The sequence below is a fragment of the Tamlana crocina genome (assembly GCA_040429635.1).
Classification (GTDB): domain Bacteria; phylum Bacteroidota; class Bacteroidia; order Flavobacteriales; family Flavobacteriaceae; genus Flavisericum; species Flavisericum crocinum.
This window is the reverse complement of sequence record CP158972.1, coordinates 2204193-2227560: the sequence shown is the minus strand read 5'-3', so window position 1 is coordinate 2227560 and position 23368 is coordinate 2204193. Positions and strand designations below refer to the sequence as shown.

Sequence of the window (23368 nt, the reverse complement as noted above, 5' to 3'; positions counted from 1 at the left end):
AATAACCTGTTTTTAAGGAAAACCAAAATGGTTTGAGAATTTTAATATCCATATTGCTTTTAGCGCTCATTGGTTGTAAAACTGAAGAAAAACGTTTTGAAGACCGATTTATTTGGGATTCGATAGACGTAACCGCTACGGCATACAATTCGCTGGCTTACCAAACCAATTCCAATCCGCATATTACTGCTTTTGGCGACAGCTTAAAACCAGGATTAAAATACATTGCCGTATCACGCGATTTGTTACGAAAAGGATTAAAGCATAACACCCCGATAAAAATTGAAGGTTTAAAAGGGCTTTACTTTGTAAAGGACAAAATGCACTACAGATGGAAAAACCGCATAGACATCTATATGGGTGTAGATGTAAAAGCCGCCAAGCAATGGGGCCGGCGGCGTGTTTGTATTGAGTACGGTATTCCTAAAATCGAGTAGTTATTTAGTTTCGGCTTCCGATAAAATAAACGGATACGCCTCCCGGGTTTGTTTCAATTCTTCCGGGTTTAAATCGTCACTTTCTTTTTTCAGGACGTTTTTGGCATAAGTTTGGCGTAACTCATAATACGCTTTAGTAAGCTCGTTTTGCACGGAAACAAATTGTTTATATGTGGTTTGTTTGCCATGTTGAAGGGATACCACCGCTTTTGTAGGATTATCGGATGCATCGGCACTTTTTCCACCACGGCAATAGTCACAGGAATTATCGCCGTTATTGTCCAAAAAATCTTTGGTGATTTGCTTCAACTCTTCAATTGGAATGATGTCTTTTTCAACCATAATCTCATCGTTGTTGTTAATTTCAATCCGCAAAATATTGCGCTCGTGTTTAATGCTACTGCAATCCATTCCTGGTGGACATTCTTCCGGAAGCATTCTGTTAATGCCTTCATCAGAAGAAATGGTGGCGGTTACCAAAAAGAAAATCAACAGTAAAAAAGCGATGTCGGCCATCGAACCCGCATTCACCTCGGGCATTTGTTTTGAAAGTCTCATAATTTAAGTCTAAAATGTTAATAAAAACTTAAATAGCAAAAACAGTACCATAAACCTTTGGTTTGTAACTCCCTATATTTTTAATGCTGAAGGTATTTTAGGAATGATTATTGCTAAAATCTTCATAAATAATTACCAGATGGGGACAAATTGCGAAGAAAAAAATATCTTTGAAATAAAAACCAGAAAACACGACTTACAAAACCTACAGATGAAACCTTATTTTTTATTTGTGTTGATGCTTTTTTTATCGCTATCGGCCCATGCGCAAGTGGATAGCAGAAATAAATCTGTGGCGATCCCAGCAATTGAAGCCGAAACCGACTCTATTGATGCAAGTCCGTTAACGCCTTCAAAACCTATTGAAAACGACCCTTTGGGGCTGAATACTCCAAAAGTGACACCCAATTTGGAAATGCCTAAAAAGGAATTCTCGATGTTTCCGAAAGAAGAATTCGGCAATCCGGGCGAACTGTACACCAAGCAACTCGACAAAAACATCAATGATATTAAATCGCAATTGGAACTGGGGACAAAAGGCAGTAAAACCGACCAGTATTTCGGGGTTGTTGAAACCGAATCAGATCACGCTATTGTTCAGTACAGGGATTTTGGCGAAGAAGATGGCGATTTAATAAGGGTATCTTTAAACGGAGATATTGTTGAATACCGAATTACACTAAGGAACCACTTTAAAGGCCTGAAGTTAAAATTACAAAAGGGCAAAAACACCATTGAATTTTTAGCGATAAACGAAGGCTACCTGGTGCCCAACACAGCTCATTTTCGTGTAAGAGACGAAATGGGAGCGGTTTTAGCTTCCAATCATTGGAATTTATCAAAAGGAGTAAAGGCTTATATTACTGTGGTTAAAAAGTAGTTTTTCTTAGTTCACAATCCCATCTATCAACCTTAATTCTTCATCCGTAAAACTTAATTGTTCTAAAGCCTTTACGTTATCTTCTAATTGATTTGAAGAACTAGCACCAACCAAAACAGAGGCTACTTGCGGTTGTCTTAAAATCCAAGCAATAGCCATTTGCGAAAGTTTTTGTCCGCGTTGTTGGGCAATCCCATTTAGTTTTTGGATTTTTTCGAGGTTTTTGTTTACCGTTTCCTTTTCCAAATACGTTAAATTTTTCGAAGCCCTGGAATTTTCAGGAATACCATTTAAGTACTTATCAGTAAGCATACCCTGCGCTAATGGCGAAAAAGCAATGCAACCCACGCCGTTTTCATTTAAGGTGTCTAAAAGTCCGTTTTCCACCCAACGGTCAAACATCGAGTAACGCGCTTGGTGCAGAATAAATGGAACGTTTAAACGCTTAAGGATTTCTGCCGCTTTTTGCGTTTCTTCGGGCTGGTAATTGGAAATGCCAACGTATAACGCTTTTCCTTGTCGAACAATATCGGCCAGTGCACCCATAGTTTCTTCCAAAGGCGTTTCAGGGTCGGGACGATGGTGGTAAAAAATATCAACATAATCTAACCCCATACGTTGCAAACTTTGGTCTAAACTTGAAATGAGATATTTGCGCGAACCCCAATTGCCATATGGCCCAGGCCACATATCGAAACCGGCTTTAGTGGCTATAAACAGTTCGTCCCTATAAGGTTTGAAATCCTTTTTGAAGATGGTGCCAAAGTTTTCTTCGGCCGATCCGTATGGTGGACCATAGTTGTTGGCCAAATCGAAATGCGCAATACCTAAATCGAAAGCCGTTCGTAAAATATCACGTCCGTTTTGAATAGCATCCACAAAACCGAAATTGTGCCATAAGCCAATCGATAAAGCTGGTAATTTTACACCGCTTTTTCCGCTTCTGTTGTACACCATCGAGCTGTATCGATCAGGGTTTGCCAAATAGTTTTCTACTCCCGATTTATCGTTTATTTCCATCTTTAAAACCTAATTTGCTGGTAAAAATAGAAATTTCAATTCAGTCACCATACTTTTCAGAAACAAATAAAAAAACGCCAAACCGCTAAAAATATTGACATTATCCCATATTGTTGAAAATGCTTGATAAATTAATGCCCAACTTACTTGATAAACCCTATAAAGATGTTATTTTTGCACGTTGCAAAATTTAAGGTATGTCGGTTACAAAAGCACAATTAGAATTAGAAGAACGGTCGGAAGGCAAAAAATTATACAGTTACCAAAAAGGGGCGATAGACAAGATTTTTACTGCATTTGAAGAATCGCGAGACGATTATCATCTACTTTATCAATTGCCAACTGGTGGCGGAAAAACGGTTATTTTTTCCGAAATCGTTAGGCAATACCTGAAGCACCATAAAAAGAAGGTGTTGGTAATGACGCACCGTATTGAATTGTGCAAGCAAACCTCGAACATGCTTACTGAGTTCGGTGTACTTAATAAAGTGGTTGATAGCAAGGCAAACCTTGACGACCAAGCCGATTACAGCTGTTTTGTGGCCATGGTGGAAACCTTAAATAACCGATTGAACGACGATAAACTCGATATTTCGGATATTGGTTTAGTGATTATTGATGAGGCGCATTACAACTCGTTTACTAAACTGTTTAAGTTCTTTAGCCAATCGTTTATTTTAGGAGTTACCGCAACACCGTTAAGTTCTAGCATTGAATTGCCAATGACCGATAATTACGATGAATTGATTGTTGGTGAAAGTATAGAATCACTTATTGAGAACGGCTTTTTGGCCCGTGCCGAAATGTTTACCTATAATGTGGGATTAACTTCTCTGGTTGTGGGTGCCAACGGTGATTATACCGTAAAATCTTCAGAAGATCTTTATACGGCCGACGACATGCTTTCTAAATTGATGCAGGCTTATGAAGAACGCTCAAAAGGAAAAAAGACCCTTATTTTCAATAACGGTATTAACACCTCATTGCACGTTTATGACACGTTCAGAAGGGCAGGATACCCCATTGCGCATTTAGACAATACCAACACAAAAAAAGAGCGCGCCATGATCTTAAAGTGGTTCAAGAAAACACCGGGTGCCATTTTAACTTCGGTAAGTATTTTAACCACAGGGTTCGATGAGCCGTCGGTTGAAAGTATCATCTTAAACCGAGCAACAAAATCGTTGACTTTATATTACCAAATGATTGGTCGTGGGTCGCGTATTTTTAAAGATAAAACATCGTTTACCGTTATTGATTTAGGGAATAACTTCCACAGATTTGGACCTTGGGGCGATAATTTAGATTGGCAGCGTATTTTTAAATCGCCCAATTATTATTTGGATTCCATTTTAAGTGATGACGAACTGGAAAGCAATTTCAGATATGAAATGCCGGACGAATTGCGTGCCGAATTTTCAAAATCGAAGGAAGTGTACTTCGATATCCAAAAAACTTATGTCGATTCCATTAGAAACGGTGAATCCTCAAAAGTGGTTTTAGAACGTTCCATCGAGCAACACGCAAAAATCTGTATTGAAAATAGCGAAGATGTTTACGATGCTTTGGGGCTGGCTAAAATGTTGGGAGACGATATCGATTTCAGGATTGGCCGATACACCAAATGTATCAGTAAAAGCACCTACAATTTTGTGGAATGGTTAAAGGGCGATTACCGAAAGAAGCTCAACTCATATTTGCGTTCAAACTTTGATGAAGTATTTGAGGAAATACACGGTTATCCGCCAGAAGATTAAATTCCGGTAAACATTTATTACTAACGAGAATTAGCCCTAAAATAAGGCGTATATTTGCCTTTCATTTTTAAAAATAAGTTTCATTTTTCATGGGGGCAACTCGTAAAACATTCAGTATTGTACTGGCCTTTTTTGCTATCTATGTGATCTGGGGTTCTACTTACTTGCTCAATAAAATTGCGGTTTCAGAACTGCCGCCGTTTAAATTGGCTGCTATCCGGTTCATTTTTGCAGGTGCCATCATTTTTATAATCGCTAAACTTTTAAAGGTGAATATTTCTATCACCAAAGAGCAGTTTAAAAACACGGTAATTGCCGGTTTTTTATTCTTGACCTTCGGAAATGGGGTAGTGGTTTGGGCGCTTAAATTTGTTGATAGTGGTTTTGCCGCGCTTGAAATTTCGGCGCAACCTTTAATCGTCCTTTTGCTGATGCGTTTCCTCCAAGGAAAAAAAATCGCAACGATGGCCTACATTGGTGTTGTTTTGGGTTTTATAGGGATTTACCTTTTGGTAAGCCAAAAACAGCTTATTAGCCAAGACGGACAAATTATTGGCATGCTCATGATTTTCACCTGTATGGTCAGTTGGGCTTATGGAAGTTTATTTGTTGGCAAAGCCAATTTGCCGTCCAATTATTTTGTGAATACGGGCTATCAAATGTTGTCCGGCGGAACCATGTTGGCTATGGCGAGCTTGTGTTTTGGCGAAACTTGGTCCTTACCCAACACTTGGAGTGTCGATGTACAATGGGCTATGTTACTTTTAATAGTTTTTGGAAGCATAATTGCTTTTACTGCCTTCAACTATTTATTGAAAGAAGTATCGCCCGAAAAAGTAGCGACCAACACTTACGTAAACCCTATAATCGCCCTCATTTTGGGTTGGTATATTTTAGATGAAACCATTACATTTCAATCGATAATCGCTGCTATCGTTCTGCTAACGGGCGTTTATTTTATCAACACCAACCGCGTGGTAAAACCCAGAGGCATTGGACGTTAAAAAAGGGATAAAATACATGTTGATCAGTACCGTGGCTTTTGCTTGCATGAATGCCACGGTAAAACATTTAAGCGAAGTAAGCTCGTATCAAATCGTGTTCTTTAGATCGCTGGGGTCGTTGTTCTTTACTTTCGGATTTTTAATCAAAAACAAAATCCCCATCATCGGTAAAAATAATTTCCTACTGATTATGCGCTCGATAACGGGAGCAACATCTATGCTATTCTTTTTTATGTCGGTAAAATACTTAACGGTAGGTACAGCCGTATCGTTACGTTACATAGCACCCATTTTTGCCGCTATTTTTGCCGTGTTCTTATTACGCGAAAGAGTACGCCCCTGGCAATGGGCGTTTTTTTGCGTTTCGTTTATTGGGGTTTTAGTACTAAAAGGTTTGGACACAGAGATAAACACCTATGGACTGGCACTTATTTTAATGGCGTCAGTTTTAAGCGGTTTGGTTTATGTGATTATCAGTAAAATTGGTAATAGCGAGCATCCGGTGGTTATTGTTAATTATTTTATGGTTATTGCTACTGTTATGGGCGGTTTATTATCCATTGGTAATTGGGTAACCCCTCAAGGCTGGGAATGGATATTTCTATTTAGTTTAGGTGTTTTTGGCTACTTCGGTCAAGTGTTTATGACTAAAGCATTCCAAACAGCAACAACAAATGTCGTGGCCCCTATAAAATATGTGGAAGTGATTTTTACCACTATTTTGGGAATTACGCTTTTCAACGAAATCTATACATTTTGGAGTTTACTAGGTATTTCATTAATTATCGTTGGAATGGTGCTGAACGTTTGGTACAAATCGAAATTTAAGCGGTGATTTTTTAGTTTCAGGTTTCAAGTTTCAGGTTTCAAGTTCAAAATAGATTTAGCTTTGTGAGAGATTTGGCAATTCGTGCTTTCATTTATAGTCAGCAATATTTTCTTTTTCAATTTCAAACAGAAAGTTTTGCGCCTTAGCGACTTTGCGAGAAGCTCCATTACAAAACATTTATTTTGCCCAACATTTAAGGGATTTGTATTTTTGCCCGATTTTAATTTGAATTTATCAGGATATGGGATTTTCTGCGCGCGTAAATAGTTTTAGGAGACGAGTAATGCACAAGCTTACCAAAGGCGTGGGGAGTTCTTATACAGAACCCGAAAAAGGTTCAGTTAAACAAGAAGACGTTAAAAAAGTGTTGATTGTACGCCCAAACCACCGCTTGGGCAATCAATTGCTATTAACGCCCATTGTTCAGGAAGTGATTGAAACTTTTCCTGATTGCGAAATCGATTTGTTCGTTAAAGGCGGTGTGGCACATCCTGTTTTTCAGAATTATGGCCATGTAATGCAAATCATAAAATTGCCAAAAAAACCATTCAATAATCTGTTGAAATACATTGCCGTTTGGTTCAAAATAAAGGCAAAACGATATGATTTAGTGATTAACGGTGATAAAGATTCGTCTTCGGGCCGTTTGCTCACCCAATTGTCCAGAGGCCGATTAAAGGTTTTTGGTGATGTACACGAGGAAATTACCAAAAAACATAGCGATTACGAACACATTTCAAAATATCCCATATACAATCTGCGGTATTTCTTGAATATAATCGGCTTACAAAAAAATGAAAAACCGCTTCCGGTTCTCAATATTAAACTGAATGAGGAAGAAATAGCCAACGGAAAATCCATTTTAGACGGTATTATCAAAAACGATAAAAAAACCATCTGCATTTATACCAATGCCACGGGACACAAATGCTATTCTGAAACTTGGTGGAATACATTTTACAGTCGACTTTTAAAAGAATACCCCGACTATAATATCATTGAAATGCTTCCTATAGAGAACATTTCAAAAATCAATTTTAAGGCGCCCCATTTTTACAGCAAGGATATTCGCGAAATGGGCGCCATCATTAAAAACACATCTATTTTTATTGCTGCCGATAATGGCGTAATGCATTTGGCCAGCGCATCTTTAACACCAACGGTGGGCTTTTTCTCGTACACCAATCCGAATGTTTATGGACCTTATGGCAATGGTAGTTTACCATTGAATACTAACGAGACCAACATCGAAGATTGGATTCGAGCTATCGACAAAATTCTCAAATAGAATTTTACCCATAATTATTTTCATAACTCTTTAAAATATCTTAAGTTAACTACAAAGTTAAAACCAATCTTAAAGCATTTTAAAAATGAAAAACTTGTTTTTAGTGGCCGTAATGGCCGTGCTTGTTTTTGCCTCCTGCAAGGACAAACAAAAATCTTCAGACACAGAGAAAACCCTAACCGAAACGATTGAATTGGAAGCCAAAGAAGTGGAATACAGCACAGATTCCATTACTATGAAAGGCTATTTGGTGCATAATAAAAATACAGCCGAAAAACGCCCGGGTATAATCGTAATCCACGAATGGTGGGGCCATAACGATTATGTTCGCGAACGTGCCGATATGTTGGCCGAATTGGGATATACCGCCATGGCTATTGATATGTACGGAAATGGCAAAGAGGCAGCGCACCCCGAAGATGCTGGTAAATTTTCGGGAGTGGTTCGTAATAACGTTCCTTTGGCTACGGCGCGCTTCGATGCAGCTTTAGAGGTGTTAAAGAACCATCCCTCGGTAGATGCTTCACAAATTGCAGCCATTGGTTATTGTTTTGGTGGCAGTATGGCGCTTACCATGGCCAATACTGGAAAGGATTTGGATGCCGTTGCCGCATTTCATAGTGGTGTAAAACTCCCCGTAATGCCCAACGACAAATTAAAAGCTAAGGTTTTGGTAGCCAATGGTGGTGCCGACCCATTCATTCCACAGGAAACAGTAGATGCCTTTAAAGCAGCAATGGATAGTATTAATGCCGATTACGAGTATATTGAATTTCCTGAAGCACAACATGCTTTTACCAGTAAAGGAGCCGATGCTTTGGGCGAAAAATTCAATCTGCCATTAAAATATAATGCTGAGGCCGATGCCCAATCATGGCAGGCCTTAAAAGATTTATTGGATGAAACCTTTTAGTCTATAAAAGTAAAATCGTTTCAATAAGTGCTTTGTAGTTTAGGGTTTAATCCCACCAAACTACAAAGCACTTTTTTATTTCGCCGTTAGGCCATTTTATCCAACACATGGATGCTATTTTTTCAGTAATTAATGCCTCCTTTTTTTCGTAAAATGAATTATAGTTTAACCAATTTACGCCAGCAACGGGTTCTATAAGCCAATTATGTTTGCTGGGAATATAGAATTTACATGCAGAAAAGGTTTCAATTTCATAAAACCTAATGTAAAATCCTTTTACACAATCCCGATTAATCTTTTTAAACGGAATGTCTTTACTTTCAAAAGGCAAAAACAATTGGGCTTTAAAATAAACTTGTTGCTCGACGGTTTTAACATCGATATTTAACCGTTCTAAAACGGGCAAGGTATAATTGTTGTAGAGTAGGGGCAGTTGTTTTTCTTTTAGCTTACTGAGTTTTTTTATAAGCGAATCCCTGCGGTTGGGGCCAATCCAACGTTCAATTTCATCGTGACCCTCACGTGCATCGTACAAGTAAAATTTGTAAACAATTTCCAAGTGAATTGGGCGATTGTACTGTTTTAAAATACAGTCTATTTCACCCAAAGTGATTTTATCTTTTTGGATTTGGATGTTTTCACAACAGACTTCTATGTCATCATTTCGACTCAATTCGGCACTTACAAAGCGTTCCACCCGTTTACCCAAACGTAAATTTTCCGGTAAAGTGCCGTTAAAAATAAATGTGTTTTGGTTTTGGTTTTGAATCTGAAACTGTTTCAAACCCAAAACGGCATCAGCTTTCCAAAGTAAGGGCGTATTCAAAAAACCTTGCAACTGAAGTTGAGTTTGCTTCCGTTTTAAATCCATAGCAAACGAAAATACACGAATTTCTATTGATGCGTTAATATTTTATCAAATTTGAGCGTTTTTACCCTAAAAAAGGAACACATTTTGTAATTTACAGATAAAGATTGGAATCATGAAAGCAAACATCTTTATAATTGCCACCCTTTTTTTGTTACTATTATCCTGCGGTTCTTCCAAAAACGCACCCACAGAAGCCGAACTGGCTAAATTGGAACAATTTGTAAACAACAAGCAAATAATTATTGAGTCCGATTGGGCCTATCCGCAAGCCACCATGGCCATGCAGCAAGTGGCTAATTCCGGACTTTTATTACCCGGAAATAATGCTGCCAATATCAGTTTGGTGGGCAATCACAATTTCTTAAAAATTGAAGGCGATAGTGTCACCTCGTATTTGCCATATTATGGTGAACGCCAAATGCAAATTAATTATGGCGGCATGGATAGTGCCATTGAATTTAAAGGCTTGATGGAGGATTTTAAAGTAGAAAAAAACAAAAAACAGGGTTACAATATCTCTTTTAATGCCAAAAGCAACAACGAGAATTTTCAGGTGTTTATAACTGTTTCGCCTAACTTAAAAAGTGATATGGCACTAAATGGGACGGGACGTTTCCCCATCCGATATTCGGGAAATGCGCAAGCTATCACCGAGAGCGAAAATGAATAATTTACGTATTATTCAAAATGTGCATTTTATCTATTCATCGTGAAAAAGGAGTTTTCAAACGATTTTATTTAAATCAAATGGGGTAGTTGTTTAGTTTTGAATGAATTAAATGTTTTAGCCCCATGAAAAAAATATTCACATTCGTTATTTTAGTTGGCTTTTTAAGTGGTTTTCAAATGACTAATGCTCAGGAAACTGCTGAAAATTTGGAAGCCATTCCCTCCAATTATAAAAAAAGGAGTCCTATTTACGATTATTCCGAAAAACAATTAAACAATGTCGATACCATTCCCGATTTCGCATCGCGCAGTACTAAGCTAAAAATCACGGGAACTATTTATAAAAACGATGGCATTACACCAGCAAAAAATGTGTTGTTGTTTATACACCAAGCTGATGAAGACGGTAATTTCGAGTTAAAACGTGAAAACAAAAAACGTTACGTACACCACCGCGGGTGGATAAGAACCAATGCCGATGGTAAATATACTTTTTACACCTTTGTGCCCGGATCTTATATTTACGGCAGTGAACTGCGCCAAATATTGCCCATTTTAAAAGAACCCGGAAAACCGGAATATGCCGTTGAAAGTTTTGTTTTTGATAACGATCCGCTGTTAAAAGGTTCTTGTCGCGAAAAAATTGAAGCTACCAATCCTAACCGTATTCTGAAACTTGATAAAAAAGAAGGGTTATTCGTTGCCCAACGCGATATTGTTCTGGGCAAGGAGCAAGCGGAATATTAAAAAATATAACCAACTTTACTAAACTAAAATCGCCAAGGTAAATCGCCTTGGCGTTTTTTATGTCCAAAGAATTCATTTTCAAAAGAATTGCTGTTTTATTCTTTCAACCATTTTATGAATCATACCTTTGTGCTAATTTTTAAATTTAAAAAGATATTATGAGTAAAGTAAAGGCAAATGATACCATCGAGGTGCATTACACTGGAAAATTAACAAACGGACAGGTATTTGATAGCTCCTTGGAAAGAGAACCATTGCAAGTTCAATTGGGACAAGGGCAACTTATCCCTGGTTTTGAAAAAGCTTTGGTAGACATGGCCGTAAGTGAAAAGAAAACCGTAACCATTGCTAAAGAAGAAGCCTATGGCGAAGTACACGAGCAATTGTTTCAAAAAGTACCAACTGCCGATCTTCCAGAAAGCATTAAACCTGAAGTAGGGATGGGGCTTGTAGGCTCTAGGCCAGACGGTGGTGAACAACAGTTTAGAATTGCCGAAGTAAACGACGACCATATTGTTGTAGACGCCAACCATCCATTGGCCGGACAGGATTTGGTTTTTGAACTGGAATTGATTGCTATTAAGTAATTAGCAAACACATATTATTAATAAAAAAGTGCTCCAATTTAATTGGAGCGCTTTTTTATTTTTGAGCCAATATTTGAATGGATTGAAACAAAGCAAACCATTGATGTTCAGTAATTTTAAAATACAAAACAAGAATAATTTGTTTAACCTTAAAATTATAATATTATGAGCAAACCATGGCAAGATAAAGCTAAAGGCAATTGGAATATTGCCAAAGGAAAATTGAAACAGAAATGGGGAGAACTTACCGATGATGATTTAGATTATAAAGAAGGTAAGGAAGATGAACTATTAGGAAAAATTCAAAAACGTACAGGTGAATCCAAACAACGCGTAAACGAGTTTTTAGATAACCTAAAATACTAATCTCCATTAGTCATTTGATAAAGAAAAATCCCGTTTTTACGGGATTTTTTAGTTTTAAAATAAAATGTCATTCAAGGATTTCGAGAAACATTTCCCGTATCACTATCAATAAAGCTTAAAGCGGTTGAAGGATTTTTTATCTGCTTGGCCTTGTGCCGGGTAAATACAATGGCTCCATTCAGTGCTTTTGGGTTTTCTCGTAAAATGGTAATACAATCGTCGTTGTCAAAACTGGAAACATCGCCTTCAACTTCATCTTCATTAATAATATCCTGTAATGTCACACCTAAACGCGAACACAATTCTGCCCATTGCGTACCGGTAAGCTGCTGTTTGGAAATATCAATCTCCAATAGACTCTTTTTAGAGGCTTGTAAATAAGCCAAAGTCTGTACATCGGTGTAATTTTCACTATTGTACACACAGGTAATTTCTCTGCTGTCGTCACTAAATACTCCCATGATTAATGTGTTTTCATTTTCTCTTTACGCTTTTTAAGCTGTCTAGTCAATTCAGTGACCGATTCATTTACAGCGTCTTTAAAATTACCATGTGAAGCTTCAGCAAACAATCTTGGCCCAGGTGCACTTAGCCTGATGCCACATTTCTTTCCTGTTTCATCTGAAGTTGTGTTTTCGGCCTTAAAAAACACATCGGCACGGTTTACAAATTCAAAGTTGGTAAAAATGCTTTCCAAACGTTTTCTGGTGTGGTTTTCCAAAGTCTCACTTGCCGCCACGTCGTGGTATTCAAATATAATATGGTTCATAATTTTATGGTTTTACTCAAAGTTAACCAGAACCCATAAAATCAGTTGACTTATTCGCTACCAATATGTCCTGTTTTGCTCCAAATATCATTTGGAATAGTCTTTACCGCTTTTAAGTTAAAAGAGGAGGAAAAGAAGTTTTATTTTTATAAAAGTTGAACAAAAATTCTGTACCATGCTCTTAGTTTTACAATCTACTGCCGAAACCATTACTAAATCCATAAGCAATTATTACGAAAGTTTTATTGAAGTTTTGCCAAGAATAGCCTTGGGTATTTTTGTGATTATTTTGGGGATTCTAATCGCCCAATTACTCACCAATTTATATAAGAAACGAATTTTAAAGAAAGCCGAAGATCCTCTAATGGCTAAATTTTTAGCTCAAGCCATTAAATTGGTTTTAATCGTAATTGCAGTATTGTTGGCACTTCGGGTAGCGGGCTTGAACGGTGTGGCTACAGGAATACTTACTGCTGCTGGTGGGGCGGCCATTATTTTAGGTTTTGCCTTTCAGGATATTGGAAAAAACTTTTTGGCTGGTATTATCCTGGCTTTCAATCGTCCGTTTAACGTCAACGACACGGTTAAGGTGGATGAGTTTTTTGGTAAAATAAAAGGACTGAATTTTCGATATATGCACATGAAATCGTTCGATGGTCGCGATATTTACGTTCCTAACAGCGATGTATTGACCAAACCAGTAGAAAATTATACTGCAGATGGTTTCTTTAGAAATGAATTTGTTGTTGGCATAGGCTATGAAGATGACATTGAAAGTGCCAAAAACATTATTCAGCAAATATTGGATAAAAACGACTACATCGTGAATGACGACGAACACGAAAATTTTGTTTACGAAGACGAATTGGCTGCCAGTACCGTTAATCTCAAAATTTTCTTTTGGGTGGATACGTTCGATTACCGAAAATCGGCAATCGTAGTCCGCGGAAACTTGATGAGACAGATTAAAGAAACCCTCGAAAAAGAAGGCTTCAACCTGCCTGCCGATATTAAAGAGTTGAAACTTTACGGAAACGAAGAAGACATTCCATTACGTGTACTTACCGATTCTCCGGATGAACAAACAGAATAATAAATTTAGCTAAACTCACTATTCAAATTATAAAAAAACAAAATCATGGAACATAAAGTCACACTCCGAAAAATAGAACATGTTAACCACAACGTTCTGCATTTGGTAACCGATAAGCCCAAAGGCTATCAATTTACACCAGGGCAAGCCACGGAACTGTCTATCGACAAACCCGGTTGGGCCGATAAAAAACGACCATTTACCTTTACCAATTTACCTGTGGACAAAGAATTGGAATTTACCATAAAGGTCTACCCGTCACACAACGGCGTTACCGAGCAGCTTGAAAAATTACAGGTGGGCGACCAATTATTAATCGGTGATGCTTGGGGCGCTATTCAATACAAGGGAAAAGGCGCGTTTATTGCCGGTGGAGCAGGGGTCACCCCTTTTATTGCCATACTGAAAGATTTAAAGCAAAAGGGGAAATTACAAGGCAACCAACTATTTTTTAGTAATAACGAAGAACGGGACATCATTTACAAAAACAATTTAGAAGCTTGGTTGGGCAACGACCTACACTTAATTCTTTCGGAAGAAGAACACAGCGATTATGCCCACGGATTTATAGATAAAGCTTTTTTGGAAAAACACAATCTCGAAGTCAGTAAACCCGTGTACCTCTGTGGGCCACCACCCATGATGGAATCCGTGGAAGCCAATCTTTACAAAATGGGATTACCAAAATCGCATTTGGTGGTTGAGGAATAAATGTGAGTTCTTCATTTGATTACTATAGACTTCATATTCAAGTGTGTTGAAGCAGACCTATTTAAAACCCATGAGTTCACAGAAAGATATCAATGAAAACCATTCAAGTCAATTTATGAACGATTAGCGTCAATACATTCAGGATGGAGATTGTATATTAAAAATAAAATTAAATATACATGATAAAACCTAGAGAAACAGCACCTGAATTATCAATAAAATTAGTGAACGATACCACTTGGACGCTCAGAGAGCAAAATCCGGAGCATTTTAACTTGATTTTATTTTATCGAGGTCAGCATTGCCCGATATGCAAAAAACAGCTAGAAGAACTTCAAGCAAAGCTATCCAAGTTTAAGGATCGTGGTATTAACATCATCGCCATCAGTACAGATACAGAATCCGCAGCCAAGACTACGTACCAAGAATGGAATATTTCCGATATTCCTATTGGATATGGCTTGCCTATTGACGAGGCCAAAAATTGGGGATTGTTCATTTCTAAAGGCATTAATGATGAGCCAAATCACTTTGCGGAACCTGGGCTTTTTCTTTTGACGCCAGAACATACCGTTTACTGGCAATCGATACAATCCATGCCTTTTGGAAGGCCTGATTTCAATGATGTGCTTAGAGGAGTTGACTATATTTTAAAAGAAGACTACCCTGCAAGAGGAGAAGCATAGTAAAGAAAAGTAACTAACAATTAAAAAAGTAAAGACATGAGAGTACAACCATATTTAGCATTTAATGGCGACTGTAAAAATGCCCTAGAGCATTATAAATCTATTTTAGGGGGCAATATTATTAATGAACAAACCTATGAGGATGTTCAGACGGATATTCCAGAGCATTACCGGAAAAAACTTCAACATGCAGAATTGAAGGGAAGTGGTTTTCATTTGATGGCTTATGACGCCTCACCAGATACACCACTCACCAATGGTTCAAATATAAGCGTGAGCATAGACGTCGATTCGAAAGAGAAAGCTAAGGATATATTTACAAAACTTAGTGAGAAAGGTAAAGTTCATACAGCGTTTCAGGATATGCCCTGGAATGCCTGCTATGGTAGATGTTCAGACCAATTCAATATCAGTTGGATGGTCAATTACAAAAAAGATTAACAACGAGTTCTCATTTAAAAAAGCAAGGTCTAGAACCTTGCTTTTTTACTATTGTTATAAAACGAAAAAAACAGAGATTTCCGTCATTGCGAACAAAGTGAAGCAATCTCATGAAAAGGAAACCCTAAATTAACAGATTACTTCAGTCATACTTCCCTCGTAATGACGTTTGATTGATTATTTCGAATTAAAACGAAAACATAAAGCTTCCGTCATTGCGAACCAAGTGAAGCAATCTCATGAATGGAACTCTGAATAAACAGATTACTTCAGTCATACTTCCTTCGTAATGACGGTTTTTCGGTTGTCGCTAAGTTTTAAGAATACAAAATCAAAAACACCCCCAGCATTATGCCACACAGCGGCACCAATTTTTTACGCTTATTGTGTTCCTTAAACACCAAACCACCTACAACTACGGCAATTAAAATCTGACTCCGCTTAATGGCCGAAAGCAACATAATTAAAGCCTCGGGGTCTTGCAGCGCTTTAAAGTAGAAATAGTCCGCGGCCTGTAACAAAACACCAACGGCAATAATACTCCACCTGAATTTAAATGCCTTGCGTTTTTCGGGCTTCGGAAAAAAAGTAATACTCAAAATAACCAGCAAAATAAACACGGTGTAAAAACAGAACCAAAACTGTAGGGTTTGCGGGTTTAGACTTAAACTTTGTATTAAAAACTTATCGTAGAGTCCGCTACTGGCACCCAAAAACGTAGCGACCACTATGGCTAAAATCCAACGGTTATTTTTAAAGATGATGCCTTCTTTTTTTCCTATTTTGGAATACAAAATCATGGAAAAAATAATCAGGAAAAACCCAAGCCATTGCAGTAGGTTAGGGCGCTCTTGATAAATAAGCATGGCGCCAATAAAGGTAAAAAACGGTCCAGCAGACCGAATGGGCGTTACAATAGTAATAGGCAAATGTTTTAAGGCGACATAGGCCAACACCCACGAACAAGCCATGATGGCCGACTTAATAAAAATATAGCCATGTGTTTGCCAACCGATATCCTGAAACTGCAACCCATGCGCCGCGGCATACTCGGGATAAACCATTGCCCATAAATAAAATACAGCTAAAAACACAAAACCACTCGACACCGTACCAAACAATACCGGATACACCTCGTTACCCTGTACGGCATGTTTTTTGCACAAATTGTGCAATCCTAAAAAAAGTGCGGCCAAAAGCCCTAAATACATCCACATAATCGGGCGCGAAAATAAGTATTTATGTGGGTTTGGGCATGGGTACCTGAGGTTAATTTTTTAATCCTCTAAAAAACGCAACACCGCGCCATAAAAAATCACTAATTTTAAGTATCATTTAAACCATAATTAAAAACTAAAAAGTATGCTTTTTATATTCAAATTGTTATTTGTGCTTCAAATACCTACAGATATCCCAAACCCGGACAATAACAAGCCCTTAGACTTTTCAAATCCCTTTGAAATAATAGTATTTATTGTTTTACCCATATTAGTCATATTGTTGTATATATTTTGGAAAAAACATAAAAGGAAGGATAAGTAAATTGTAGTATGCCCAAAACTTTCTTTGCAATGTTAATGGAACACTTATTATGCAATTAACCTGTGCTGAGCGAAGTCGAAGTATAGGAGGGAAGCATAATGTGTGTGGAATGGCTAGAGAGTTGTCAATTTAATATTTTATTTGCTTTTATTATTGCTTTCTTTAACTCAAACGGTTTAGAATTTGAATTAATATAAGCATTTTGTACATCATTAATTAATAGATTAATATAAAACAAATCAGATTTATCCTTTTTGATTTGTTCCCTAATTTTGTTCAAAATTTTCATAATCTCACTAAAACTATCATCTTCTTTTTCAATAAGACTCAAAATTAAATTATCGTAAAATGAACGAGCAAAATGAGAGTCAATACGGTCAATATTTTCTGAATAAAAAATGAAATACAATGAATCTAAATTTTCATAATTTTTAATATTATAAAAGTTCTTATTGTTTAAAAACCTTAAAGATGATAATGAGTTGTCTTTTAGAAACTTTATTAAATAATCAATAGCGTTATCGTCATTTAATTGTAATAATACGTTTAAAGCATCTGACTTAAACTTATCTTCATTGGATTTAAGATATTCCAACGCTCTTTTAATACAAAATTCTTTTTCCCAATTATTTTTTACTAATATTCCAATAGCGGACCAATATACCCAATTATCAGAATTAACACAGACCTCTTTTAAAATATTGATATCTCCTGACGCTAAAACATAACTTTCCATTTTGCGAGATTCATTATGTATAGAATCTCCTCCTTCTTTAAAATATTCTCTAATATATATATAACTAGATTCTAACTTCTCCTGAATTGCATAGGCAATATGTTTCGAAAGTGAAAATGAAAAAAGATTCCCTTCCTTTATATTTTCTACAATTTTATTGTTAAAGACTTCATCATTATTAATGTCCTTTTTTAATTGTAAAAAATTATCATCAGGTTCACTAGATTTATCTAATTCAAAAAATCTGATACTTTCTAATAGAAAATTTTGTGGCAAAACTATGTTTAATAATTGTTTAAAATAAAATACAGTTTTTAGTTTTAAAAAATCTTTGTGATACGAGTATGAGCCTGTTGAATGCAATTTTATTATTTCATTAAAATTGATTTTTGATGCAATATTTTTAACCCAATCTTCTATTAGTTTCTTTTGCTCAACTGACAGATTATAATCCCATAAAGAACTTTTATATCTTTCTATTAATGATTGTAACTTTGACAAAACAATTGATTTATCATCTAAAGCTTTTTCAACAATAGTAAAGTTTATTGTTTGATAACGATATTGAAATAACAAATGGCTTAAAAACGATATTTTAGAATTGATAAAATTCCAGGCCCCATTTTCTTCATACCATTTATTTTCTATTTTTCGAAGAGTTTGGTTGTCAATTTCTTCATTTATACTAAATACTTCTTTGATTTCTTCTAAGAATCGCTCAGAATTGAAAAGAATATCAATATTGTCTTGTAATTGAAGTTTATATTTTTTCCTGCTTTCGATTGATTGCTCTTCGGTTACTACTTCTTCTTTAAAAACGAATCCATTGTCAATCAATTTATCATTTAGAATTTTGGCAACATTACGCGAATTTATGTTACCTATAAAATTTCTAAACCTTTCCACTTCGTTAATATCAATAGTATTTGAAAGAATAAATTCAACTAATAAATTGATGGATTCCTCATTAACAATTTTAGCAATAAAATAACTTGTATCTTTAAAAGAGTCTCTATTTAAGAGGTGTTCTATAGTTTTTAGTTCCTCGTTACTATCTTTTATTATTTTATAAAATAAGTCCTCTCTAACTAAATACTTTAATTCTTTCTTTACACTATCTAAAAATTGATTTAAAAAGTTATTGTCATTCTTAATAAAGAAGATACATTTATTAATAAATTGCTCAGTTATATTATTATAGTCAGTAATATTAATTTTACTATCAAAATAATACTTTGCAATTTCAATAAAGTTATTTGGATTTTGAAGTTTTAAAACTAGACTTTCAACAATATATCGATTCCCTCTAATTACTTCATCTGAATCACTTCTTGGGAGTAAATTATGAGCTCTTAAAAATTCTTCTTTTATATAACTGTAATATTCATCGATGTTTAATTGAGTTTCAATCAAACTTAATATACTCCTATTTACCTCTTTATTAGTCTCTTTATGTTGAGACTTAAAAATCATGTCAAAATAAATTTTGTCAGTATGTAATTCCTGATAAATTATGCATTTTATTATTTGAGATTTAATTCCAGCCTCAATATCTTTTTGTTTAAGAAGTGATAATAAAAATGATTTAAATTCATTCTTTAAATCAATTGGAATGTCAAAATAAGTGATTAATTCAATAGCAGAATATCTTACACGAAAATGGTATAAAGAATCCGAAATGATATTTTTTAGATATAGAAAATTATCTCTGTTATTACCAAATTCTGCTATCTCTTTAACCTCAAAAGTTTTGTTAGTATTAATCCATAATGTTTTATCAATACACTCTTGTCTAAAGTAAGATTGAAAAACATCAACTTTTAATATATCATTAAATCTATTAGAATCCGATTTAAACAAAACATCAACTTGATTCTTTTTTAACCAATCAATTAATTGATTATAAATATCCTTCTGAGGGTCTAATAGGTCTATTGTAAAAGCTAAAGAATTAAATATCGAAGGATGAATAGCATTAATGTTTTCGATTTTAATAAAATCTAAAATTTCATTAAAGCTAATATCAATCAAAGATTTTGCAACTAAATATTCTTGAATTTGTCTATGTATAAAACTCCACTTTTTAGTTTCATTATCTTTAACAATTAAAGAGTTTTCAATTAAATCTTCATAGTTTTCGTTTAATATTTTATATAAATCTTCATCGGTTGTAAAGTTTCTCTGCATAATTTCATTTACAACAGCAACAGTTTTAAGTGAATGAATAATTCTATGCTTATTTATAATACCTCGCTTTTTAAACTTCTCTTTATCTCTATCAATGATTTGATTAATATATAAATCCCAAATCTCAGAATAAGACTCTGGATATTTCCCTTTCTCAATAAAATATTCTGCAAATAAATCAAGAAAAAACGGAGAATTTAAAGCGTCAATAAATTCATCATTATTATATTGAAATGGTAAAACTATATCATATTTATTTTTCAAAATTGATTTAGCTTGACCAAAGGTTAGAGATTTCAAAAAATAGATTTCAAAGTCTGTTATTTGTATTAAATATTTATCGTAAATATTAGTTCTACAACTAATTACATATTTGATATTAATATCTGAATTGTCTTGAATAAAGGTTTCAAAAGTTGAAATAAAATCTTGAATATCAACTATTTCATCTAATCCATCTAAAATAAAAATAACTTGTGGTAATTCTTTCCATTCTTTGAACTGAATAAAATCATAAAAATTATCACCTTTTCTGAAATATTTTAAATCAATAAAAAGCGGAACAATTCCAGAAGAATCTTTCACTTTCCATAATTCGGAAAACAAATTTTTTAACTCGGTTGTTTTTCCAATTCCAGGATTGCCAAGTAGTACAATCTTTGAATTGTTATTAAGACTTTGCAGAAGAGTCAAGTCACTAACATCATCATCAAATAAAGACGATAGATTGTTTCCACCAAAATGTGTTATATATCTTTTTTCGTAGTGATTCATTTGAAGTTTTTAAATTTATCTTCATCTAAGCTCTTTAAAAATGAAGCAGGTGAGGTCTCTTGTAAACTAAAAGGGTATCCCTTTCCACCATGCCTTTCGTTACAATCAATACCTAAATCATCTCCATACCTAACATCTGCGACAAATTTTGTCTGATCGTATTCATATTTCCTGTAATGGATTTTTTCAACTTTATTTAAACCAAAATTTATATCTAAAACTTTATAACCAGATTGATATTTAGAATCAGAATCTTCAGGCTTGTTAAGTGTAGCTCTTCCTCTAAACCCAAGACAACCACCAACTCCATTGTAATGCAATTGCGAATCATTTGAATGATGGTGTCCATATAAGAGTAGTTCAATGTTCTTTGTAGTTAGGATTCTTTCAAATTCAATTCTTTCTTTAAAATCCTCTACTGAATGATGATGTAAACAAATATTTATATTTGATCCCATACTGTCAAGATTTTTCAGTCCAGAATATATTTGATTTACTCCAAAATAATGATAATTATGAGTATCATCTTTTAATTCACATGTAGAACATCTCCACGAATCGTTTAGTAATATAAAACCAACTTTATATCCATTTTTTAATTCATGTAAGTAAGTCGATTCATTGTTAGAGAATTTATAATTTGGAGTTGATTTATGAATCTCAAATTCAAATTCTTTGAAATACCTTAATCTTTCGTTTTTATAATTAAAATTATGTCTTGTATCATGCAGATACTTATCTATATTAGACTCATTTATGTCCTTTTTCATACTCTTTTCATTAACCCAAAGAATATCATTTTCATTAATATCATGGTTTCCAGGAATAAATAAAAACTGAGTCTTTTTTATATTTAAAGCTGCTGCGATAGGCTCAATAAATTCTTTATCAAAAATATTAAAAGGATTAGTATAGGTACTACTAAATCTTGGCATTTTCAAAAGTGAATGACCTCCACAATCAACCAAATCTCCAGTAATTACAATTAGTTCAATAGGGTTATTCTTAGAATGATATTTAGACAAATCATTAATTAATGCTTTTCGAAAATTATTTTCGAATTCTTTAAAGTTTTTTTCTGATAAATGTATGTCTGTTAAATGGACTATCTGCATAAGAAATATTGAAGCTTAAAAATAGTAATAATTAACTTACTAAGAAGGTTTTCGGTATCATAAAATTTTGGCTAAAACAATAGGCGAGTGTAACGACTATATTTTAGGGGTTTAGCAATACAGTTTTTTAAATGTTTCTATTTTACATAATATTACTACATAGTCTTAATAGTTCAAATGTTTCCTAAGATATAGTGGAGTGAGCCGTTAATTGTTTCCAAAATTATATGCAGCCTTGATTTTTTGTTTCTTTTGCATCAAGGCAAAAGATAATGCACAAAAAGAAAACTTTAATTTAAGTTCTACATATAACAAGTGTATAGAAATTTGCTCGCAGAGAAATTTTATACTCTTGTGGCAACTTAACGAGAATTGCGTAAAATTTTTTTTGACGTAATTTTTACAAATACGCGAATTTTAAAACAGTGCAAAAAGTGAAGCTTTTATATGGCGTTGGCAAGCGATGGATAATTATGTGTAAAATAAATTGTGGTAACAATTTAAAAAAGTTTAATGACCCAAGCACAATGTTTCATTCATATTTCTACACGTTCTGGGATATTTTACATAATAGAGAATTATAGCTATCAAATGTACATTTAAGATAAACAGCTATACAAACACATTTGAATTATAATTTACATTATGTAAAATATAAAATCACAAAACCCCACTACCACTGTTAAAATAAGATTAAATATAATATAGTATTTTACAGAAGTCCGATCTTGTAGTATCTTTGTACTCCCAAAAATCTTGGATTGGACATGAAACCGAAATCAAAAAACAAATCTGAAAAATCGCGTTGGCAGTTACTGCACCAGTATTACAGCTATACGGGGTTTTATACGTTTGTTTGGCAAGCCGTTAAAAAGGCTTTGCCGTACATTATTGGTATTGTAGTTGCGCTTTATGTAATCAATCATTTTTTTGATATTAATGCAGCATTAACCAGGCTCACCGAAATATTGCCAGCTTATGGCGTACTCAGTTTCTTTTTTGTTTCCGAAACGCTTTTGGGGCTTGTTCCGCCAGAAATTTTTATTGCTTGGGCCGGAAAAATGTACGCGCCTTGGCTGTATTTAAGTCTGTTGGCATTATTATCTTATAGCGGAGGTTTATTGTCCTATTGGATGGGACACACCATGACCAAAATTCCATCGGTTCACAATTATTTGGAGCAAAAAATGGAAAAACAGCTAAAAAACTCCAAAAAATGGGGTGGTTTTTTAATCGTTGTTGGTGCCCTATTGCCACTACCCTTTTCCATTTCCTGTATTGCGGCGGGCATCATCAAATTTCCGTTCCGTAGCGTAATGCTTTACGGTTCGTTAAGGTTGTTGCGCTTCGTTATTTACGGCATCCTTATTTTCAACGTGGTTTAGTCA

General features: G+C 34.9%; 24 protein-coding genes. 16 read left to right on the top strand and 8 right to left on the bottom strand.

Annotated features, from left to right (window positions below; all coding sequences use genetic code 11):
• Nucleotides 1-38 precede the first annotated feature (38 nt).
• The gene (locus ABI125_09900; GenBank protein ID XCF07897.1) at nt 39-437 is read left to right on the top strand and encodes a hypothetical protein; all 399 of its coding nucleotides are present in this window, start codon (nt 39-41) and stop codon (nt 435-437) included.
• On the opposite strand, the gene ABI125_09895 is transcribed toward ABI125_09900, so the two are convergent.
• Nucleotides 438-995: a biopolymer transporter ExbD gene (locus ABI125_09895; protein XCF05036.1), complete on the bottom strand. Its 558-nt coding sequence runs from the start codon at nt 993-995 to the stop codon at nt 438-440.
• Between the two features lie 211 nt (nt 996-1206).
• Between ABI125_09895 and ABI125_09890 the strand changes: the two genes are divergently transcribed.
• Entirely contained in the window at nt 1207-1875 is a 669-nt protein-coding gene (locus tag ABI125_09890) for a hypothetical protein (protein XCF05035.1), read from the top strand.
• A 6-nt stretch (nt 1876-1881) separates the two neighbouring features.
• Here ABI125_09890 and mgrA read toward each other — a convergent pair whose 3' ends face one another.
• Entirely contained in the window at nt 1882-2895 is a 1014-nt protein-coding gene (gene mgrA / locus ABI125_09885) for an L-glyceraldehyde 3-phosphate reductase (GenBank protein XCF05034.1), read from the bottom strand.
• A gap of 197 nt (nt 2896-3092) precedes the next feature.
• Between mgrA and ABI125_09880 the strand changes: the two genes are divergently transcribed.
• The 5 genes from ABI125_09880 to ABI125_09860 all read left to right on the top strand — a co-directional run bounded on the left by ABI125_09880 (nt 3093) and on the right by ABI125_09860 (nt 8686).
• On the top strand, nt 3093-4652 hold the full coding sequence (locus ABI125_09880) for a DEAD/DEAH box helicase family protein (protein ID XCF05033.1): 1560 nt from the start codon (nt 3093-3095) through the stop codon (nt 4650-4652).
• An 89-nt stretch (nt 4653-4741) separates the two neighbouring features.
• Nucleotides 4742-5656: an EamA family transporter gene (locus ABI125_09875; GenBank protein XCF05032.1), complete on the top strand. Its 915-nt coding sequence runs from the start codon at nt 4742-4744 to the stop codon at nt 5654-5656.
• The gene (locus ABI125_09870) at nt 5646-6491 is read left to right on the top strand and encodes a DMT family transporter (protein ID XCF05031.1); all 846 of its coding nucleotides are present in this window, start codon (nt 5646-5648) and stop codon (nt 6489-6491) included. Before ABI125_09875 ends, ABI125_09870 begins: the two co-directional genes overlap by 11 nt.
• 235 nt (nt 6492-6726) lie before the next feature.
• Nucleotides 6727-7773: a glycosyltransferase family 9 protein gene (locus ABI125_09865; protein ID XCF05030.1), complete on the top strand. Its 1047-nt coding sequence runs from the start codon at nt 6727-6729 to the stop codon at nt 7771-7773.
• Between the two features lie 85 nt (nt 7774-7858).
• The gene (locus tag ABI125_09860) at nt 7859-8686 is read left to right on the top strand and encodes a dienelactone hydrolase family protein (protein XCF05029.1); all 828 of its coding nucleotides are present in this window, start codon (nt 7859-7861) and stop codon (nt 8684-8686) included.
• Nucleotides 8687-8732: 46 nt separating this feature from the next.
• Here the strand turns inward: ABI125_09860 and ABI125_09855 are convergent, their stop codons facing one another.
• Complete coding sequence (locus tag ABI125_09855; GenBank protein XCF05028.1) at nt 8733-9557, bottom strand: DUF1853 family protein; 825 nt, start codon at nt 9555-9557, stop codon at nt 8733-8735.
• A 112-nt stretch (nt 9558-9669) separates the two neighbouring features.
• Between ABI125_09855 and ABI125_09850 the strand changes: the two genes are divergently transcribed.
• The 4 genes from ABI125_09850 to ABI125_09835 all read left to right on the top strand — a co-directional run bounded on the left by ABI125_09850 (nt 9670) and on the right by ABI125_09835 (nt 11926).
• Entirely contained in the window at nt 9670-10227 is a 558-nt protein-coding gene (locus tag ABI125_09850; GenBank protein XCF05027.1) for a DUF4251 domain-containing protein, read from the top strand.
• Between the two features lie 122 nt (nt 10228-10349).
• Complete coding sequence (locus ABI125_09845; protein XCF05026.1) at nt 10350-10973, top strand: hypothetical protein; 624 nt, start codon at nt 10350-10352, stop codon at nt 10971-10973.
• A gap of 158 nt (nt 10974-11131) precedes the next feature.
• Nucleotides 11132-11560, top strand: a complete 429-nt coding sequence (locus tag ABI125_09840) for a peptidylprolyl isomerase (GenBank protein ID XCF05025.1) — start codon at nt 11132-11134, stop codon at nt 11558-11560.
• A gap of 165 nt (nt 11561-11725) precedes the next feature.
• Nucleotides 11726-11926 (top strand): CsbD family protein, encoded by a 201-nt coding sequence (locus tag ABI125_09835; GenBank protein ID XCF05024.1) that lies wholly within the window; start codon nt 11726-11728, stop codon nt 11924-11926.
• Between the two features lie 71 nt (nt 11927-11997).
• On the opposite strand, the gene ABI125_09830 is transcribed toward ABI125_09835, so the two are convergent.
• Nucleotides 11998-12387 carry a hypothetical protein gene (locus tag ABI125_09830; GenBank protein XCF05023.1) on the bottom strand — a complete coding sequence of 130 codons (390 nt, stop codon included), beginning with the start codon at nt 12385-12387 and terminating at the stop codon, nt 11998-12000.
• Between the two features lie 2 nt (nt 12388-12389).
• Complete coding sequence (locus ABI125_09825) at nt 12390-12695, bottom strand: HPF/RaiA family ribosome-associated protein (GenBank protein XCF05022.1); 306 nt, start codon at nt 12693-12695, stop codon at nt 12390-12392.
• Nucleotides 12696-12870: 175 nt separating this feature from the next.
• On the opposite strand from ABI125_09825, the gene ABI125_09820 reads away from it, so the two are divergent.
• The 4 genes from ABI125_09820 to ABI125_09805 all read left to right on the top strand — a co-directional run bounded on the left by ABI125_09820 (nt 12871) and on the right by ABI125_09805 (nt 15626).
• Nucleotides 12871-13788 (top strand): mechanosensitive ion channel domain-containing protein, encoded by a 918-nt coding sequence (locus ABI125_09820; protein XCF05021.1) that lies wholly within the window; start codon nt 12871-12873, stop codon nt 13786-13788.
• Between the two features lie 45 nt (nt 13789-13833).
• A complete protein-coding gene (locus ABI125_09815; GenBank protein XCF05020.1) occupies nt 13834-14499 on the top strand; it encodes an FAD-binding oxidoreductase in 666 nt (221 codons plus the stop codon).
• A gap of 179 nt (nt 14500-14678) precedes the next feature.
• Nucleotides 14679-15185 carry a peroxiredoxin-like family protein gene (locus ABI125_09810; GenBank protein ID XCF05019.1) on the top strand — a complete coding sequence of 169 codons (507 nt, stop codon included), beginning with the start codon at nt 14679-14681 and terminating at the stop codon, nt 15183-15185.
• 36 nt (nt 15186-15221) lie between these two features.
• Entirely contained in the window at nt 15222-15626 is a 405-nt protein-coding gene (locus ABI125_09805; GenBank protein ID XCF05018.1) for a VOC family protein, read from the top strand.
• Between the two features lie 317 nt (nt 15627-15943).
• Here ABI125_09805 and ABI125_09800 read toward each other — a convergent pair whose 3' ends face one another.
• The 3 genes from ABI125_09800 to ABI125_09790 form a co-directional block, all read right to left on the bottom strand.
• Nucleotides 15944-16843, bottom strand: coding sequence for an EamA family transporter (locus tag ABI125_09800; protein ID XCF05017.1), 900 nt, complete (start codon nt 16841-16843; stop codon nt 15944-15946).
• Nucleotides 16844-17292: 449 nt separating this feature from the next.
• Nucleotides 17293-20865 (bottom strand): hypothetical protein, encoded by a 3573-nt coding sequence (locus tag ABI125_09795; GenBank protein ID XCF05016.1) that lies wholly within the window; start codon nt 20863-20865, stop codon nt 17293-17295.
• Nucleotides 20862-21980 carry a metallophosphoesterase gene (locus tag ABI125_09790; protein ID XCF05015.1) on the bottom strand — a complete coding sequence of 373 codons (1119 nt, stop codon included), beginning with the start codon at nt 21978-21980 and terminating at the stop codon, nt 20862-20864. The genes ABI125_09795 and ABI125_09790 overlap by 4 nt, the downstream gene beginning before the upstream one ends.
• Nucleotides 21981-22747: 767 nt before the next feature.
• Here ABI125_09790 and ABI125_09785 point away from each other — a divergent pair.
• Nucleotides 22748-23365: a VTT domain-containing protein gene (locus ABI125_09785; GenBank protein ID XCF05014.1), complete on the top strand. Its 618-nt coding sequence runs from the start codon at nt 22748-22750 to the stop codon at nt 23363-23365.
• Nucleotides 23366-23368: the final 3 nt, after the last annotated feature.